Below are 17,325 nucleotides of genomic sequence, written 5' to 3'. Positions count from 1 at the left end.
CTTTTTTGATCTTTGGTTGATTAAACGATCTTTCTCATTATCGCTTAGCCAATCCCTTACTATTTAGATAAGGCAGGATGTGCGGGCGAGATTCTCCTGATAGCTTTCCGGCGGTTTCTTGTGACCATGCACTCTGCTTCTGATTGCTTGTGCGGCTCGCGTAGTACTCTTGCATGGTTTGATCGTAGGCTTGCACATCGTCTACATTCAGCGTTTGGTATTGGTTTTCGTGGACAATAACGTTAACGGGTAAGCGTGGTTTTACTTCTGGATTTTGATCAGGGCGGCCCAAACACATACCAAACAGGATAGCGGCGTTTTTAGGCAAACCGAGTAGCTCATCGACTTGTGCTGCACTGTTTCTTAAGCCACCAATGTATACGCCACCTAACCCCATAGACTCGGCAGCTAACAAACAGTTTTGAGCCATGATGCCGGAATCTACAGCGCCAATCAGGGTCAGTTCAGTAAAGTCGGCTTGAACGTCTGGGTTAATGGTTGTGTGACGCTGGTAGTCAATGCAAAACACCAAAAATTCTGCAGCACTTTCAACGTAAGCCTGATTGCCAGCGTATTGTGCTAGCAGTTTGCGCTTCTCTGTGTCTGTCACACGAATGATAGAGACCACCTGAAGCATGCTAGAAGAAGAGGCGGCTAATCCAGATTGGAGAATCGTTTGTAGTTGCTCACTTGCAATAGGCTCAGAGGTGAACTTACGAATAGAGCGATGACCGAGAATGGTTTCAATCGTACTGTTCATGATCAATCAACTTCCTTAGTTTGTTCTTTGTATTGGCTGAATCTTCACCATAACGCTATTTATATTGAGCGTAAACCAGCATGGGCTTCAAACTGTGGCGATGAGCAAAAGGTGAGGCGCTTGGAAAGTACAGTGAACATAAAGTGACGTTATTTATAAAGTTGGGTATATAATGATTTTTAATAATCAATAACTTACCAAATGTAGAAAACATGAAAGAACTGATACTTCATACTGTCACTGTATTCATGGGCTTTTTTGCCATCATGAACCCAATCGCCAATATCCCTATCTTCTTAAGCCTGACAGCGGATGAAGACAAGCAAACCGTGCGCTCAATTGCGTTTCGTTCTGTGTTTATCGCCTTTGTTATCGTTGCTGTATTCGCTATTGCTGGCAAAGTCATCTTCGACCTATTTGGTATTACCCTTTACGCACTGCGCATTACTGGCGGTATCTTAGTATTCCTCATTGGCTTCCACATGTTGCAAGGGGAATCGACACACAAGAAGACTAAGGAAAAGGCTTATTCTCCGGAGCAAGAACAAGCTGCGTTGAGCATTGCCGTTTCGCCATTAGCAATGCCGATATTGGCGGGGCCAGGAACACTTGCGACGGCGATGAACTTTGCAACAACGGGTGGAATCACCGAAACCATCATTACCATTGCTTCATTCGCAGTCCTTTGCGTGATGACTTATGTCTTGTTTTTGTTTGGTGACAAGTTAGTGAAAGCTGTTGGTCCAAGCGCACTGAATGTGATCACCAAAATGATGGGATTGATTCTTGCGGTGATTGGCACACAGATGTTTATTGAAGGTGCTGCCGAGGCGTATAAAACCGTCTTTGCGTAATATCTGATTGAACGACTAAAAATCCACATCAACACTTTGGTTGATGTGGATTTTTTGATCCTAAGTTTCCACTTAAAGTGCAAGAAACACATAGACTTCGCCTATCTCAATAATAAGAATAACCGATTGTTGCTGTAGCACGAATTTCAGTAATCTTTTTAACGTCTTTATTGGGGGGAAACATGGCAACAAAAGCAATCGTAGTCGAAGGTGGTGCAATGCGTGGCGTCTTTGCCAGCGGCGTATTAGATGCATTCTTGGAGCAAGACTACAAACCATTTGATTTTGCGATTGGCGTATCAGCTGGGGCTTCAAACTTGATCGGTTATCTAACTGATTACCCGCACCGTAGCATCAACGTCATCACTAAATTAGCAACCAGCAAACGCTTTTTCGATCCTACCCGCTTTTTGAAAGGTGGGGATTTGATCGACGTGAAATGGTTGTTTGAAGAGTCAAATCGTTTGTACCCAGTCGATGAAGCAAAACTGTTTGAAGGCATTCCTTTCTTAGCGGCAACGACGAACATCAATACAGGTAAAGCGGATTACTACCGAGTGAATCGTCATAACTTCCACAATGCGATGGAAGCAACAACCGCTCTGCCTATTGCTTACAAACATACTCCGTGTTTCTCCGGTGGTTGTTATACCGATGGTGGTGTAGCAGATTCCATTCCTGTACGAGAAGCCTATCGTCGTGGTGCCCGTGATATCACGGTCGTTCTTTCTCATCCTTTGGCTTATGAGAAAAAGCCAGTGAAGACGCCTTGGTTAATGAAGAAGTTGTTCGCTGAACATCCACAAATGGCAGAGGCAATGCTTCATCGCTCAGAGAACTATAATGAGTCGCTTGAGTTTATTCGCAACCCTCCCAAAGGCTGTCTCTTGATCACAAGTCTAGTGATCAAGAGACATTGCGAGCTCGTAGCCTTCAAGGATGGTTTGCAGTTTAAACCATCCTTCCCATAGTGCCTTTATTGAAGCTCTGCCCGTCCTCTTGGTATCTTTCCAACCGCCTAATTTAGCAAGATTTCTGTACGCCCAGCTCATATCGGGTACTTCTTTAGGTAATGTCTTGCTTTCTAGTTTCAACCACAGCAGCTTCCAAGCTTTTGTGCCCAAGGCCTTTTCACAACTTTCTGTTGATAGCTCATCAACTTCTTTAATGAAACGTAACGCCAATAAACGAGTCGCAACAAAGGCATAGATGACACTTAACCTCTCTAAGTTACCTTTACTTTGGAGTCTTAGTGACTCCACATCCGTACCTTCACTTTTCCAGACTTTATGGAAGTCTTCAATCAGCCATCGACGCTCGTAATAACCGATAATTCTCATGGCGTCTTCAACGTTGTTTATTGGCTCCGACGTCAAGAGGTGCCATGCTAACTTGTCTTTTGATGCCCCTTGCTCAAGGCAACCAACATAATAAACAGGTATGCCTGCGTGCTCTTTTTTGTTTGCCGGAGCCTTTAATGTCACCTGACCATATTTAACGTCAAGCTTTACATCTCTCGCTTTTCTCCCTCCTTTTTGGGGGATGGTAAGCTCCTTTGTCTCGACACTTGGTAACGCTTGCGCATAGTCGTAAAGCTTTTGAGCGTGTTCTTCTAGACAACGACTTTGCATTGAGCGAACGACAAAGCGCTGCTGATGTTGACGTTTATAAGTTAAGTATTCGAATAGGTCTGCTTCTCGGTCACAGACCGAGATAACATCTAACATCTTATCCCCTAGGCGCTCAACGACACGGCGAGAAGCTTGCTCCCATTTGTAACTCTCTTTCTCCTCGTAAGGACGAGTCGCGTGTTGGTGCTTTTGCCCACGCTTAGTAATATCTCGGCTCCATCGTTGTTGCTCTATAAGACCAACAATGGTCTGACTTTGTGGTGCAAAAAGTAACGTCGAATGTACATGGAGAGCTCGGGTTCTATTGCCTTGATTCGTGTGCCCGAGCTCTTCTTTTATACTTCGATGAGGAAAACTGAGCGTTGTTGTATCTTCAAGCGCAAGTAATTCTTCATGCTCTTTAGCTCGGGATACGGTTGATTGAAAGCCAGCTTCAGCGATGTCTTTTGCATCGATGTTTTCATTACGGATAAAGCGATATGCCCCTTCCATATCGGCGGGAGAAAAAGGAAGTTTAGCCACGGAGACTCCTGGTTGATTAGCAATGGAAGTCGCTAAACTGATGAGGCGTTGTGTTCTTCGAGGATCTTTAAGTTGTGCTTGTCCAAATTGTTCTTGCGCCCAAAGTTTAGCGTCTGAGTGTGTCATCTTAGTGTTTCAGTAAGGATTCTTAAGTGATCAGATCGCACACACTTGAAAGAGTTCAAAAAAAATCCCTAAGCTACAAGCTTAGGGATTTGTGTATAAGAGACAGCCCAAAGGAACGCGTGTTCGCGTGGTTGCTCCGCCAGATGAATTCAACGTTCAGCGATTGTCTATGCGTCAATCTGTCTTGCTCGAAGGCTATGAAATGGGGTTGGAAGCTGGGCGCGCTCACCTTACCAATCGGGCTGGTGAACACGGCTTGGACAGAGAAAACTGCCATTTTTGTATTTAATTCTTGAGTATGAGGAGTTAGTCCAAATCGACTTCAAGCGCTCCCCAAGATGAAGGTTCTCCTTCTCTTGTTAGAGGGAACAGACGAGAGTCAGGTTTGGCATAACTTAATCGATGCAGACGCTGAGTCACGTGATAGCTGTCTAGCCCAGAAATGGTCACCAAGTCGAGCAGTTCCAAATCAAGATAACCGTCTGGCATGATCGCTCTTTCCGGTGCGTGCACCATTAACACTTCACCAATCAGCATCTCTGTTTGGTTGCTCTCAATCTTGATGTGCTCTCTCAAAGCTAGGCCCATTTTGAGGTTACTTTCAAGGACAAAAGGCGCAGGAAACGCATCATCGTAATAAGGTGTCAGGCCTACGGCTTGAAATTCTGAGATATGCTTTGGGTAGCGCGCGGAGGTTTGATGGGCTTTTTGCACAAAGTCTACGCCGATAGCGTTGATAGTGAACTGCTTGGTGTCGAGGATGTTTTCTAGCGTGTGGCGGCGACTTTTACGTGGACGAACGATAAAGCCGAATAGAGGTGGATGCGAACCCAAATGTACCACCGAGCTCACCACAGCAAGGTTCTCTTGTCCCTGCCTGTCCCTTGTGCCGATGAGGTTAGCGCTTTTGTACCCTGCTAGAGAGTTGATCAATCGGGTGCGTTGGCTTTGCTCCATCGCTTGAATGTCGTGCTTCGAGAGTTTGATGTTTTCCATATCCTTGAAAGGGGCGGGTGAGCCCGCCCTCCTTGTTGATTTTATTTCGGCATGATGACTTCATCAATGACATGAATCACGCCATTCTTTGCTTTGACGTCGGTGGCAATCACGGTAGCGTTATTGATCATCGCTTTATCGCCCATGGTTTTGATCATCACGTCTTGCCCTTGGACTGTCGTCGCTTTATCCATTTTCACTACGTCTGCGGCCATCACTTTCCCCGGAACCACATGGTAAGTAAGAATCGCGACCAACTTGTCTTTGTTATCTGGCATCAGCAACATATCCACCGTGCCATCTGGAAGCTTAGCAAATGCTTCGTCAGTCGGTGCAAACACCGTAAATGGGCCTTCACCTTTCAGTGTATCCACTAAGCCTGCGGCTTTGACTGCTGCTACCAGAGTATTGAAAGAGCCATTTGCAACAGCCACATCAACGATGTCTTCTTTCATCATTCCGTGTTCGTGGGCTTTTGCTGGCAGTAAAAATGAAAAGGTGGCAAACAAAACCGTGGTCGTAACCAAAATACGTTTCAACATAGTGCATTCCTTTAGTTGTTTGGGGACCGCTCTCTCCCTGATAAAAGTCCCTGTTTGTACGCGCGCTTCTTTCTAGACGATCAACTTGCTTTCTTTTTGTTCGAAGGCCGAACGTGTTGTGCCAAAATTCTCGCGCCCTCTACTTTCACTTCTGTGCGTTTGCGCCATGCCCACAATCGCTCTCTTGCTGCTTTTGCGCTTGCCTCTACATTTACGACGGGCGCGAGATATCGGGAATCGGGATCCAGTTGGTACATGACGGTTTCTATTGCGGTCATTTTCCATGGCTCAAACAACAAGGGAGTAGGAACCATTGCAAGTTCTGGGATCCATTTATGAATGAACTCACCGTTAGCATCGTGCTCTTGTGCTTGTTTCGTTGGATTGTAGATGCGAATCGTGTTGGTGCCAGTCACACCAGCTTGCATTTGAAATTGTGGGTAATGGATTCCCGGTTCAAAGTCGAGGAACAACTGAGCTAAGTGAGTCACGCCATCGCGCCAATCCATGTTCATATGATGAGTCAAAAAACTCACCAACATCGCGCGCATGCGAAAGTTGATGTATCCGGTGTGATGAAGACAACGCATGCAAGCATCGATGAGCGGAATCCCGGTTGTGCCTGACTTCCAAGCGTCTAACCGTGCTTCATCTTTGACGCTTGCTTGATGTAATAAAGGTTCATAAGCCTTATTGACACAACGACACTCCATTTCGCATTCGGATTCAAACTTCTGCATAAAGTGACAATGCCAATGCAGTCTCGAAGACAGCGCAATTAAGCTGCGACGAAACCCAGCCACTTGCCAATGTTGCAGCAGGTATTGGTACACTTCTCGAAGCGATATATTGCCCCATGCGAGATAGGGAGAGAGGCGAGTGCATGCAGTTCGAGATGCTGTTGGGCTAGAAATACTTCGATAATAATCTCGTCCCCGACGTTGAAAAAAGTCTTCCATGGTTTGCCAAGCGAGTGAACTTCCGCCCGTTTGCATCCCTTTTATTTTTTCCAACCAAGAGGGTGGGGGCGTAAACGAATAACCAAGAGCCTCAGCATCAAGGGCAATAAGAGAAGCATTTTCAAGGTCGATAGCTTCAATCTCGGCTCGCATAACCGTATCCCAATGCTTATCCCAGCCGAGTCGGTCTTTTGCTCCTCGAATGACTGCGCCATGTTCAAATTCGCGCCACGGAATCCCTTGTGCTTGAAGCCATGCTGATACTTGTTTATCTCGTTCAAACGTACAACGCAGTCCGACTTCTTGGTGGGAGAAAATGGCATTGATGTTGAACTGGTTTTGAATCGCGCTGAGGCAATCTATTACGCTACCCGACATTATGGATACTCGATGACCAAGAGCCGAGAGTGTTTCGTCCATGTCTTGGAGCGATTGCCATATAAAACGCCAGTGACGAGCAGAGTAATGTGGGTCATCCAGTAACATGGGTTCGACAATATAAAGCAGCACAGTTGGATGCTCTGAAGATAAAGCGTGTTGCAAAGGCCTATGATCGGTCAGGCGTAAATCGCGTTTTAGCCACACTAAGTTGATTGTTTGCATTGTGCCCCTCGCTTGTTTTTTCGATTTCTACGTGTTTGCGGGGCGTATTTCTCACTCAGTGATCGATTTTATTGATGTTGACGTAAAGGCACGGAGCAAGGAGGTGCTTTATGTCTATGCCACTCAGTAAATTGGAAAAATTCTTCTATATCGACAAGCTCGTTATCCACTCTCTCGATCTCGATCTCGCTCTGTATCAAGTATCCGTCTTAGTCGATGGAGAGGAACACTTTGTTACCGACGATAAAGGCAAGTTTTTGAGAGCGCATTCGATACTGGAGTTGCAAAAGCAATGTCGTCACTTGAAAGCGAAACAGCAGGTGCTTCGCCAACAAAGTGCCTATGATGAAATGGTTGGGCAGCCAAGCAGGAGTGGCACTAATGAGCTAGAAGTGTTGCTGAAAGACAACGAGCTCTATTGAAATTAGATAAAAAGGGGAGGAAGTGCGAGCTAGGTTTGTTAGCCCGCACCTGAATTATTACGCTCGTTTGCGCTGTGCGTCTTTCTTCGCCAGTTTTTCTGCGCGTCGCTGCTCACGCTGTTTGGCACTTTCACCACCAACGTGTTGTTCGCCACGAACCGCTGCTAACGACACTTGCTTTTCACGCTCGCGGAAGCGCGCTACCTGTTCGTCACTGTGCTTACCAAAACATTTTGGGCAGCTTACGCCTTGCTCAAACTGCTCTGATCGTTTGTCTTCTTCTGTGATTGGCAGTCGGCAAGCGTTACACAAGTCGTAGTCTGCTTTTTCCAGCTGATGGTTAACTGCAACGCGACCGTCGAATACGTAGCAGTCGCCTTCCCACATGCTTTCTTCTTCTGGCACTTCCTCAAGGTATTTTAGAATACCGCCTTCTAGATGGTATACCTCGTCAAAGCCCTGCTCTTTCATGTAAGCGGTCGACTTTTCGCAGCGAATACCACCAGTACAGAACATTGCGACTTTTTTGTGTTTCTCTGGGGCCATGTTTTGTTTTACATAGTCAGGAAATTCGCGGAACGTGTCAGTATTTGGGTTAACTGCACCTTTAAATGTTCCGATCTCGATTTCATAGTCATTACGAGTATCAACCACAAATACTTCTGGATCAGCAATCAGATCGTTCCAATCTTGCGGCTTTACGTAGGTGCCAACGACATGGCGAGGATCGATGCCTTCAACGCCCAATGTCACGATCTCTTTCTTTAGCTTTACTTTGGTGCGGTTAAACGGCTGAGTATCTGAGTACGACTCTTTGTAAACAATACCAGTAAGGCGAGGCTCGGCATTTAGCCATGCAAGCAGTGTATCAATACCTTCGCGTTTCGCTGCAATCGTACCGTTAATACCTTCACTCGCCAGTAGCAACGTTCCATGTACACCGTGGGCTTCCACTAGTGCAAGCAATGGCTCGCGTAACTCTTGGTAGTTTTCCAGTTCCACAAATTTATACAGGGCGCAGACAACATACTGACTCATGATTATTCCTTACTTTAAAAGGTTGATGGTTCGACGACTCGATACCTAACAATTTTAGCGGCTCGGAGTATACCTGAGTAATTTAGTCGGAAATACGGACAAACTATGCGGATATTTTTAGTCATGTTTCCCCGGCGTTTTTTTCAACAAATTTCAACGCGTAGCATTGGAAGTTAAAGGGTGTGAAAGTTTGAACCAGATCACATTTGTTATTCTTTTCTAGAAATGAACTAAGTTAATGAAAATTAAAGCTTTGTGGAAAACTTCATCACTTTATCACGTTTGCGGTGCTTGCCTCTGATTGCTGTTCCTATCGAGCTTGGTGTCAGTGTCAATATGTTTCCTTACCCTCTCCATGGTCAGTTCTAACTTTTAAAAAACTTTCTTGTAATGATAACCATTATCATCTAGATCTATTGCGTACATATGGTGCTCAATATTTAAACTACACACAAGATATAGATTATGGACGTTATAAAACGAGATGGACGGAAAGAAAAAGCCAGTCTAGATAAGGTGACTCGAAGAGCCGAAGCGCTGGCTGATGGACTAAAAGTCGAACCTATTGCGGTTGCACAACGCGTGGTAAGCGGTTTGTACGACGGCATTAAGGTGACGGAAATCGATGTGTTCCTCGCTGAAACGGCAGCAAGCCTTGCGACGGAACACCCTGATTATGCCAAGCTTGCGGCTCGCGTGATGGTGAGTTCTCTGCAAAAAGAAACCAGCGGATACGCAACTGCAACACGTGAGCTCTCTGAAATCGGTATTCTTTCCGATACTTACGTCGACTTTGTTGCCAAGAATCAGTTTGCGCTCGAAGACATGATTGACTATAAACGCGACTATCAGTTTGATTATTTCGGCTACAAAACTCTCGAGCGTTCCTACTTATTGAAAGTAAAAGGTGTGGTCGTTGAACGACCGCAAGATATGTTCATGCGTGTAGCGGTCGCTGTCGCGGGTGACGATCTTGAAGAAATTAGAGAGCTATACGATTTGCTCAGTCTTGGCTACTACACCCACGCTACGCCAACGCTGTTTAATGCTGGCTGTAAGATGCAGCAACTGTCTTCGTGTTTCCTATTAGCGATGCAAGAAGATTCCATTAACGGTATTTACGACACCCTCAAAGATTGTGCGCTGATTTCTAAATCGGCGGGTGGCATTGGGCTACACATCCACAATATTCGAGCGACGGGTGCGCCAATCATTGGCACTAACGGTGTGTCGAATGGCATCGTGCCAATGCTGAAAGTCTTCAATGAAACGGCTCGCTATGTGGATCAAGGTGGTGGTAAGCGCAAGGGCTCGTTTGCGGTTTATCTGGAACCTTGGCATGCGGATATCGAATCCTTCCTCGATTTACGTAAAAACCACGGTAAAGAAGAGTTCCGCGCACGTGATTTGTTCCTCGCGCTATGGGTGCCAGACTTGTTCATGGAACGTGTCGAAAACGACGCGGAATGGACTCTATTTAGCCCTCACAATACCAAGGGCTTGTCTGATTTATATGGTGCTGAATTTACTCAGAAGTACCAAGAATACGAGCGAATGGGCTTGGGCGTGAAGACCATCAAAGCCCGCCAATTGATGACGCAAATCATTGAGTCGCAAGCCGAGACGGGTACGCCGTACATGCTCTACAAAGATGCGTGTAATGAAAAGTCGAATCAGAAAAACCTCGGCACCATCAAATCTAGTAACTTGTGCGCAGAGATCATGGAAGTCTCAACGCCAGATGAAACGGCGGCTTGTAATTTGGCGTCTATGGCACTGCCTAAGTTCGTTACAGACACGGGATTTGATTTCGACAAACTTCACCAAGTTACCAAAGTCGCGATTAAGAACCTCGACCGCGTTATCGATGTGAATTATCACCCAACCGATAAGATTGAAAAATCGAACCACGCGCATCGTCCTGTTGGTTTGGGTATTCAAGGGGCTAATTATATGGTCCGCCTCACTCTCAAGCCCTACGCTTAGAGTAGGCTCTCAGAACGAGGTGAACCATATGTCTACCATTCACATCTTAGGTATCGATTTAGGCAAGCACTGCTTTCATGCGGTTGGTAACAATCACACTGGCAAAGACGTTATTCGCCGTAAGTTTAGTCGAAGCCAACTACTCCGTTTCTTATCTGTACTTGAACCTACCATCATCGCTTTTGAAGCCTGTGGTGGTGCTCACTGGCTTGCGAGAAAGTGTGAAGCCTATGGGCATCGAGTTCGACTTATCCCGCCTCAATATGTAAAACCTTACGTCAAAGGTAACAAGAACGACTTTATTGATGCAGCTGCGATAGCAGAAGCAGCGAGTCGACCAAGCATGAGATTTGTCTCTGCCAAGTCAGAGGAAGCTCAGGTAATCGCAGCTATCCATCGAGTGAGGGATGGTTATATAAAAGAACGAACGGCTTGTATGAGCCGAATTGGAGCAATACTACTTGAGTTTGGGCTGAGTTTTCCTAAAGGCCATGCCAAGATGAAAGCGCTATTTCAGTGGTTGGCCGAGCAAGATATAAAACTACCACCGAGTCTGGTCGCTGAGTTGCTCTCGATTCATGAGCACTATAAATACCTAAATGAGCAAGTATCTACTCAAGATAGAAAACTGAAAGCAATTACTGAAAATAATGAAAATGCCGAGCTTTTGAAGAGTATTCCTGGTATTGGTGATTTAACAGCAACGCTGTGTGTGGCTAATATCAGTTCTCCTTCAAACTTTGGTGGAGGTCGCGAGATGGCTGCATGGCTAGGACTCGTTCCAAGGCAGTATTCAACGGGTGGCAAATCAAAGCTATTAGGCATGAGTAAACGAGGGAACAAACACCTTCGCGCTCTATTTATACATGGAGCGAGGTCCGTGCTATCTAGGATAGAAACAACAGGAAAAGTGTTTGGAGATTGGTTAGTCAATTTACGAGCAACAAAGCCGTTTAATGTAGTGGTAGTCGCACTTGCCAATAAGCTAGCAAGAATAGCTTGGGCGGTGTTGTACCACCGCCAAGCTTTTAAGGCTGTATAGCCATAACCAAGTTTGCAACGCCAATGAACGTGATGACAAAAACGGTCGATCGGCCAGATTAGTAACCTGATACAAAAAATAGCACCTAGTTGCTTTGGGGCTTTTAAGGATAATCTGGCGCGGATATCATCGTGGAGCGGGAAGTTAATGTTCCCAACGTGGACTCCGAATACATTAGCGCAAACCAACTCCGTTATTACTAAATTGTAGTTGCAATAACGGGGCGGACCATACATTTGTTGCTTAAATCGATGGAACTAAATCTAGAAGCTACGATCTGATCGGCTACACCCATCAATCGTCGTAGCCTCATGCCTAAACCTCGTTACAAAACAACTAACTGGAAGCAGTACAACAAAGCCTTAATCAACCGTGGTTCTCTGACCTTTTGGATTGATGAGGAAACGATAGCTGAGTGGAAACAAAACAAACAAGGCAAGCGTGGTAGACCTCGCCGGTTCAGCGACTTAGCCATTACTACTGCACTGATGGTGAAACGCATTTTCTCTATGCCATTGAGAGCGCTACAAGGTTTTCTAGACTCTGTATTTAAGCTAGCTAATATCCCGCTAGTTTGTCCACACTACACCTGTATAAGCCGTCGAGCCAAGGAAGTTGAGATTTCATTTAAAACTAAAACCAGAGGTGCGATACAACACCTGGCAATTGATGCCACTGGCCTCAAAGTTTATGGCGAAGGTGAATGGAAGGCTAAGAAGCATGGTACTGATGGGAAGCGCAGAGTATGGCGTAAGTTGCATATCGCAGTAGATACGAGCACCCACGAGATAATCGCAGCAGAGCTGAGTTTATCGAACGTAACCGATGCCGAAGTGCTCCCCAACTTACTCAAGCAGACACGTCGTAAAATCATCGAGATATCAGGTGATGGTGCTTATGACACAAGGAGTTGTCACGATGCTATACGAATCAAGGGAGCAGTTCCGCTCATTCCGCCACGAGAAGGGGCAGCCTTCTGGGAGCAAGGACACCCTCGAAATTTAGCAGTAGGTTGCCAGAAGCTCTACGGTTCCAACGAGAAGTGGAAAAAGCGGTATGGCTATCATAAGCGCTCACTATCAGAGACAACAATGCATCGGGTGAAACAGTTGTTAGGTGGAAAATTAAGCTTAAGAAACTACAACGCTCAGGTTGGCGAAACTTATGCCATGATCAAAGCGCTGAACAAGCTAACAGGGCTTGGTATGCCTGAAACTCAGTATGTTGTTTAAGAAGCGTTCAACATGGGACTGCCATGTCTTCTCACCGAATTAAGCAACAAAGCCCCGTTGGTCAGCAAAGTGAAGATGAAGATTGCCTAAACTGCGGCGCATAAACCTATCTCGTCAATTAAAAAGATTCACATCAACCGAAAGTAAGGAAACGGTATGATTGTTAAAAACAAATTTAGCTTGTTCCCCATTCAATACGAAGAGATTTGGCAAGCGTACAAAACTCACGAAGCGGCTTTCTGGACTACAGAAGAACTCGATTTTGCTCAAGATCTTGCTGATCTTGCCAAGCTGACCGAAGGCGAAAAGCACTTCATTCGACATGTGTTGGCGTTCTTTGCTCAGAGCGAAGGGATGATCAACGAGAACTTATTGACTCGATTTTATGGCGAAATTGAAATCGCAGAAGCGCGCTGCTTCCTTGCTTTGCAGGCGTTTAATGAGGTCATTCACGCAGAGACTTACGCACTGCAACTCGAAACTTACATTCCCGATGTTGAAGAGCGTGAGCGCTTGTTCAATGCGATTGAAAACGTCCCGACCGTGAAGCGTAAGGCGGAGTGGGTAATGAAGTGGATCTCTTCCGATAAACCATTGGCAATGCGTTTGATCGCCTTTGGCTTGGTGGAAGGCTTGTTCTTCGCTGGCAGCTTCTGTGCCATTTACTACTTCCGTAAACGTGGTTTGCTGGCTGGTTTGGCAGCAAGCAATGACTTGATTGCCCGTGATGAAGGGTTGCACTTTAGCTTTTCTGCGCTGCTATTCAAAACCTTGGGGCAGGGTAAAGTGACACAACAAGAGTTTGAAGAGATTTGCCGTGAAGCGGTTTCAATTGAGAAAGAGTTTGTAACGGAAGCCCTACCAGTGGACTTGATTGGTATGAATGCTGAGCTGATGTGCCAATACATTGAGCATACTGCCGATGTTATCGCTGGTTTGTTTGGTTTCAACCCGATCTTTGGTGCTGAAAACCCATTTGATTACATGCGCTTATTGGATATGGAAGGAAAGACCAATTTCTTCGAAAAACGCGTTACTGAGTACAAACGACCTCAAGATCGCCAATTGAGTTTTGATGCAGATTTCTAACGGCAAGGAATAGCAGAGAAGAGTGATGAAAATAGAAATGTACAGCAAGGAGCAGTGCTCCCAATGTGAAACCGCGGCAATGTGGTTGCAAAATCAGGGCTTTAACGTGGCAACGCTCAAGTTAGGTGTGGAGTTTGAGCGCGAAACTTTGTTCGAGTTATTCCCAACCGCAAGAAGCTACCCGCAGTTTATGCTTGATGGCGAACCCATTGGTGATTTCAGTCGCTTAAAATCGGCACTCGCTTTTGAGCAAAGCGCTGCTTTCTAAGTTAGGTCTCTAATCCCCTTTTATTGAGAAAAGGGGATTTTTATTTCCACTTAAATTTTGTGGATGTTCAAATTATCAGTAAAAACTCATAAAACTGTTGAAAACGCACTCGACATAAATGGTCGAAATTTGTACTGTTGATTCGCTTCACATTCCTAAAACTTCTTATCCGATAATCAGTTGAAGCAAAGATCTGTGCTTGATACAGGTCGGTTGGCAAAGGAATTCAACATGCAACAGTTTCATATCAGAAGACTAAGAGAAGAAGACGTCCCTCTGTTGAAAACGCTCTTGGTCGAACTCGACACTTCTCACCATGATGCTGAGCCAGATTTCTACCGTTCTCCGGAAGAAATGGCGCAGTTAAGGGAAGATCGCAACATCTTCGATAAATATTTTGATGGCAGCATCACGGCTTTTATAGCTTGTTCGAACCGACAGGTGGTTGGTTTTATCTCTGGTACCGTGCGAGAGGTAAACTCGATTCTCTCTCCGGAAAGACGCGTTGGATATATCAATGAGTTGGTGGTGTCTGAAAGCCACCGTAACTTAGGTATTGGCTTGTCTTTGATGGATAAAATCGAGAGTGATTTGTGCTGCCAAGATATTGAAGAGCTCGGTTTAACCGTAGCGTCATTTAATCACGAAGGTGAAGATTTCTACCATAAGATGGGCTACCGAGTGATCACCAAAATGATGACCAAGCGAGTCAAAGACTAACGCCACATTATGTTGTGAGACACGCTCCCCAACCTTAAACTGAAAAAGCCAAACGTTGGGGAGTGCTATATCGTTTAATCATCTAGTTTCTTCGTACTTCATTGAAGATTTCACAAGATAACTGATAATTGTGCTGTCTTGCTATTTTCTGTGAAAAAAACAATTGTGGTAGTTCATATATAATGAGTAACGCGAGGATAAGGAACGCACTAGGATGTCCAAGAACAAAGCCAACGATACTTACGATTAACAATATTAGCTCTAAAGCAAACAAAGCATATTTACCTAGGTAGCAATGGTGAAAACCGCCAAGAAAGAACCAGTTTAACGTTGCGTAGGTATCGGGGTCCTTGAGATTTTTAGACTGGCGTTCATAGAATTCTTTCTTTTGATGTTCAGGTAATGAGTTTACCTGACTTCTCAGTAATTCTTCCTGTTTCTCTAGCTGTTCAATTGGCTCAAATAAGCGCATTACGGTACCTCGTCATATATTTTTTCAATGAGGTCGGGTTGGTTACACCGCTTAATTCTTGCCAAACCAAGTTTCCAACCTTTTATTGCCCCATACTTAGCAATACATTGTTTGGTGTACTCTGAGCAAGTGGGCTCAAAATTACATTCAATATTCAATAACTGCTTTGAACCACCGCTAGCCTGGTAGCGATGGATCAATTTCAAAGAGATATATTTAAGCAAACTTATCGGCCGAGAGTGATAATTACAGCCTCACGCTTCCAAAATAGCATAAAGCGTTTTTGTTCCACTACTTGGAATACAACTTGCCAACCATCTTGTGCGTACTTGTTCAGCTCTGCTTCCATCTTTTGCACAGGCAAGCCACTTGCACCTAGTAGAATTGTGCCGCAACCACCTTCAACAATGTGAACCACTTTATATTCTGTAAACTTTGTCATTTTTATAACCAACTAATTTAATAAAAACAGGATGTTACAATAAGAAATAAAATGCATCAAGATGCATTTGTCGGGTTTGCCTAATGGTATTTATTAATATTTGATGCTGAACCAAAAACGCCTCTCTATCTTGTGATAAAGAGGCGTTTTTCTATCTAGGTTTTTAGCGAATTCTGAGTACTAGCTGTTTATTTCAATGTTGCTGCGGTTTGTTTACCCATCGCAATTAACTTGTCGAGAATACGCTCACCATCTGCACGAAGACCGTTGTGCTCATATTCGTTGGTGATCCACGCTTTTGAGTTTGGCATTGTAGCGAGTGTTTCGCGGCTAATGTCCATTTCTACAAACATATCGTCGGCATAGACGGCGCAGCTCACAGGCACCTTATTGTTTGCCAGTTGCTGCGCATCGTATAACGGCGTCCAATCTGCTTTCTCTGCCAATAACTCTGCCGCTTCTTTCAGTGGCTTTAAGTTCACGTATTGGTCGAACATCCAAGGGAATACCATTTCTCCAGTGAAGTAAAACGGCTTATTTTGTTCGTAATTGAACGCATCATGCTCTTGGCGCACTCGGTGCGCGCTCCATTGAGAAGCAAACCCTTGGCAGTAAATTGACTCGTGCAAAATCGCGTAAATTGGATTGGTCTGAAAGTTTTGCTGCGCCAACATGTCGTTGAGGAATTCATAACGAAGCTGAGGCTTACCGTTCACTTCAATCAAGGCACTTTCTAGCCAGTAATAAGTTGGCAAGAAGGTATCACTGACACCAAAGTTAATCCCAATTTGTTGGAACTGTTCGACAGTAAAGCGCTGACCATTTGGCAGAAACTCTTCGTGCTCCAATAAGTGATTAGCAATGTTCTGACATAGCTGCTGCGCTTGTGGGAATTGCTGGAAGAAGGCTTGGTTCTTCTCCATGGTGCGCTTAAAGGTTGCGTGATACACATCATCCGCATGGCGAGAAACCGAAGGCACACCACCTGTAATGTAGCTTTGCAGCAAGCTGTTCGGGAACAGCGATAGGTAAGTTAGTGAGCAGAAACCACCGAAGCTCTGACCCAAAATCGCCCACTTCTCAACACCAAATTGTTCACGGATAAATTCCGCATCGCGAACAATGTTGTCTGCGCGGAAGTGGCTTAAGTAGTCTGCCTGTTGCTTTGGCGTGAGGAGCGCAAGCGTCTGGTGATTAATCACGCTGCTGTTGCCAGTGCCGCGTTGGTCGAGCAGCAATACACGATACTCACTCAGTGCGCGTTTGATCCAACCGTTGTTTCCGTTTGGACGAGGAGAAGGGAAGCCCGGACCGCCTTGAAAATACACTAACCATGGTTTGTCGGAGTCTTCATCGCCGACTAAACAAACGGAGCGAGCGAAGACGTTGATCGTGCCTTTGCTTAGATCTTGGTAATCCAGCGGCACGGTAAATGAGTGGGGTGTGTAATGCAGTCCTGCGTCGATAAATGATTGAGCGTTCATTGTTATGGTCTGTCCTTGTTTATAGTCGCTTTACGATATCGAATTCCTTATTAGAAACAATAGATTTGTTGTAAGAACTCGATTTTTGAAGCCTGAAAGGCAAGTAATGGCACTCAAAACAGAAACTCTTCGATCTT

At 45.1% G+C, this 17,325-nt stretch carries 19 protein-coding genes and 1 pseudogene; 10 read left to right on the top strand and 10 right to left on the bottom strand.

Annotated elements, in window-relative coordinates; genetic code table 11:
• Window positions 1-37: 37 nt before the first annotated feature.
• Window positions 38-760, bottom strand: coding sequence for an oxygen-insensitive NADPH nitroreductase (nfsA, locus tag KJB05_RS26720; protein WP_208446416.1), 723 nt, complete (start codon window positions 758-760; stop codon window positions 38-40).
• Window positions 761-972: 212 nt separating this feature from the next.
• Here nfsA and KJB05_RS26715 point away from each other — a divergent pair, with 212 nt between their 5' ends.
• Complete coding sequence (locus KJB05_RS26715; RefSeq protein ID WP_005437917.1) at window positions 973-1,614, top strand: MarC family protein; 642 nt, start codon at window positions 973-975, stop codon at window positions 1,612-1,614.
• Between the two features lie 182 nt (window positions 1,615-1,796).
• The gene (locus KJB05_RS26710; protein WP_348542145.1) at window positions 1,797-2,585 is read left to right on the top strand and encodes a patatin family protein; all 789 of its coding nucleotides are present in this window, start codon (window positions 1,797-1,799) and stop codon (window positions 2,583-2,585) included.
• Here the strand turns inward: KJB05_RS26710 and KJB05_RS26705 are convergent.
• On the bottom strand, window positions 2,514-3,893 hold the full coding sequence (locus KJB05_RS26705) for an IS4 family transposase (RefSeq protein WP_213053075.1): 1,380 nt from the start codon (window positions 3,891-3,893) through the stop codon (window positions 2,514-2,516). The genes KJB05_RS26710 and KJB05_RS26705 overlap by 72 nt on opposite strands.
• 106 nt (window positions 3,894-3,999) lie before the next feature.
• Between KJB05_RS26705 and KJB05_RS26700 the strand changes: the two are divergent.
• A pseudogene (locus tag KJB05_RS26700) lies at window positions 4,000-4,182 on the top strand (DUF6363 domain-containing protein); the annotation flags it as partial.
• Between the two features lie 17 nt (window positions 4,183-4,199).
• Here KJB05_RS26700 and KJB05_RS26695 read toward each other — a convergent pair.
• From KJB05_RS26695 to KJB05_RS26685, 3 genes are all read right to left on the bottom strand, one after another.
• Window positions 4,200-4,889: a flavin reductase gene (locus KJB05_RS26695; RefSeq protein WP_208446454.1), complete on the bottom strand. Its 690-nt coding sequence runs from the start codon at window positions 4,887-4,889 to the stop codon at window positions 4,200-4,202.
• A gap of 41 nt (window positions 4,890-4,930) precedes the next feature.
• Window positions 4,931-5,431, bottom strand: a complete 501-nt coding sequence (locus tag KJB05_RS26690; protein ID WP_208446455.1) for a fasciclin domain-containing protein — start codon at window positions 5,429-5,431, stop codon at window positions 4,931-4,933.
• A gap of 80 nt (window positions 5,432-5,511) precedes the next feature.
• Window positions 5,512-6,993, bottom strand: a complete 1,482-nt coding sequence (locus tag KJB05_RS26685; RefSeq protein WP_208446456.1) for a deoxyribodipyrimidine photo-lyase — start codon at window positions 6,991-6,993, stop codon at window positions 5,512-5,514.
• A gap of 110 nt (window positions 6,994-7,103) precedes the next feature.
• Here KJB05_RS26685 and KJB05_RS26680 point away from each other — a divergent pair, with 110 nt between their 5' ends.
• Window positions 7,104-7,415 carry a DUF6482 family protein gene (locus KJB05_RS26680; protein WP_208446457.1) on the top strand — a complete coding sequence of 104 codons (312 nt, stop codon included), beginning with the start codon at window positions 7,104-7,106 and terminating at the stop codon, window positions 7,413-7,415.
• A gap of 57 nt (window positions 7,416-7,472) precedes the next feature.
• Here the strand turns inward: KJB05_RS26680 and KJB05_RS26675 are convergent, their stop codons facing one another.
• On the bottom strand, window positions 7,473-8,453 hold the full coding sequence (locus tag KJB05_RS26675; protein WP_208446458.1) for a rhodanese-related sulfurtransferase: 981 nt from the start codon (window positions 8,451-8,453) through the stop codon (window positions 7,473-7,475).
• Window positions 8,454-8,918: 465 nt separating this feature from the next.
• Here KJB05_RS26675 and KJB05_RS26670 point away from each other — a divergent pair, with 465 nt between their 5' ends.
• The 6 genes from KJB05_RS26670 to KJB05_RS26645 all read left to right on the top strand — a co-directional run bounded on the left by KJB05_RS26670 (window position 8,919) and on the right by KJB05_RS26645 (window position 14,790).
• Window positions 8,919-10,439: a ribonucleoside-diphosphate reductase subunit alpha gene (locus KJB05_RS26670; RefSeq protein ID WP_279612218.1), complete on the top strand. Its 1,521-nt coding sequence runs from the start codon at window positions 8,919-8,921 to the stop codon at window positions 10,437-10,439.
• 28 nt (window positions 10,440-10,467) lie between these two features.
• Window positions 10,468-11,481, top strand: coding sequence for an IS110 family transposase (locus tag KJB05_RS26665; protein WP_102778931.1), 1,014 nt, complete (start codon window positions 10,468-10,470; stop codon window positions 11,479-11,481).
• A gap of 311 nt (window positions 11,482-11,792) precedes the next feature.
• Entirely contained in the window at window positions 11,793-12,713 is a 921-nt protein-coding gene (locus KJB05_RS26660; RefSeq protein ID WP_213053073.1) for an IS5 family transposase, read from the top strand.
• A gap of 156 nt (window positions 12,714-12,869) precedes the next feature.
• Window positions 12,870-13,802 carry a ribonucleotide-diphosphate reductase subunit beta gene (locus KJB05_RS26655; RefSeq protein WP_005447479.1) on the top strand — a complete coding sequence of 311 codons (933 nt, stop codon included), beginning with the start codon at window positions 12,870-12,872 and terminating at the stop codon, window positions 13,800-13,802.
• Between the two features lie 25 nt (window positions 13,803-13,827).
• Window positions 13,828-14,070: a glutaredoxin domain-containing protein gene (locus KJB05_RS26650; RefSeq protein ID WP_026000276.1), complete on the top strand. Its 243-nt coding sequence runs from the start codon at window positions 13,828-13,830 to the stop codon at window positions 14,068-14,070.
• Between the two features lie 231 nt (window positions 14,071-14,301).
• A complete protein-coding gene (locus KJB05_RS26645; RefSeq protein ID WP_208444683.1) occupies window positions 14,302-14,790 on the top strand; it encodes a GNAT family N-acetyltransferase in 489 nt (162 codons plus the stop codon).
• Between the two features lie 82 nt (window positions 14,791-14,872).
• Here the strand turns inward: KJB05_RS26645 and KJB05_RS26640 are convergent, their stop codons facing one another.
• The 4 genes from KJB05_RS26640 to KJB05_RS26625 all read right to left on the bottom strand — a co-directional run bounded on the left by KJB05_RS26640 (window position 14,873) and on the right by KJB05_RS26625 (window position 17,188).
• The gene (locus KJB05_RS26640) at window positions 14,873-15,262 is read right to left on the bottom strand and encodes a hypothetical protein (protein ID WP_208444682.1); all 390 of its coding nucleotides are present in this window, start codon (window positions 15,260-15,262) and stop codon (window positions 14,873-14,875) included.
• Complete coding sequence (yidD, locus tag KJB05_RS26635) at window positions 15,262-15,468, bottom strand: membrane protein insertion efficiency factor YidD (RefSeq protein WP_226982152.1); 207 nt, start codon at window positions 15,466-15,468, stop codon at window positions 15,262-15,264. Before yidD ends, KJB05_RS26640 begins: the two co-directional genes overlap by 1 nt.
• Window positions 15,469-15,488: 20 nt before the next feature.
• A complete protein-coding gene (locus KJB05_RS26630) occupies window positions 15,489-15,704 on the bottom strand; it encodes a DUF4177 domain-containing protein (protein WP_005447484.1) in 216 nt (71 codons plus the stop codon).
• Between the two features lie 188 nt (window positions 15,705-15,892).
• Complete coding sequence (locus tag KJB05_RS26625; RefSeq protein WP_208444681.1) at window positions 15,893-17,188, bottom strand: alpha/beta fold hydrolase; 1,296 nt, start codon at window positions 17,186-17,188, stop codon at window positions 15,893-15,895.
• Between the last annotated feature and the right edge of the window lie 137 nt (window positions 17,189-17,325).

Origin of the sequence: Vibrio sp. B1ASS3 (assembly GCF_905175355.1) — a bacterium.
Lineage (GTDB): Bacteria > Pseudomonadota > Gammaproteobacteria > Enterobacterales > Vibrionaceae > Vibrio > Vibrio owensii.
Note: the sequence above shows the minus strand (reverse complement) of the source record. Positions and strands in the feature narration are given on the sequence as shown.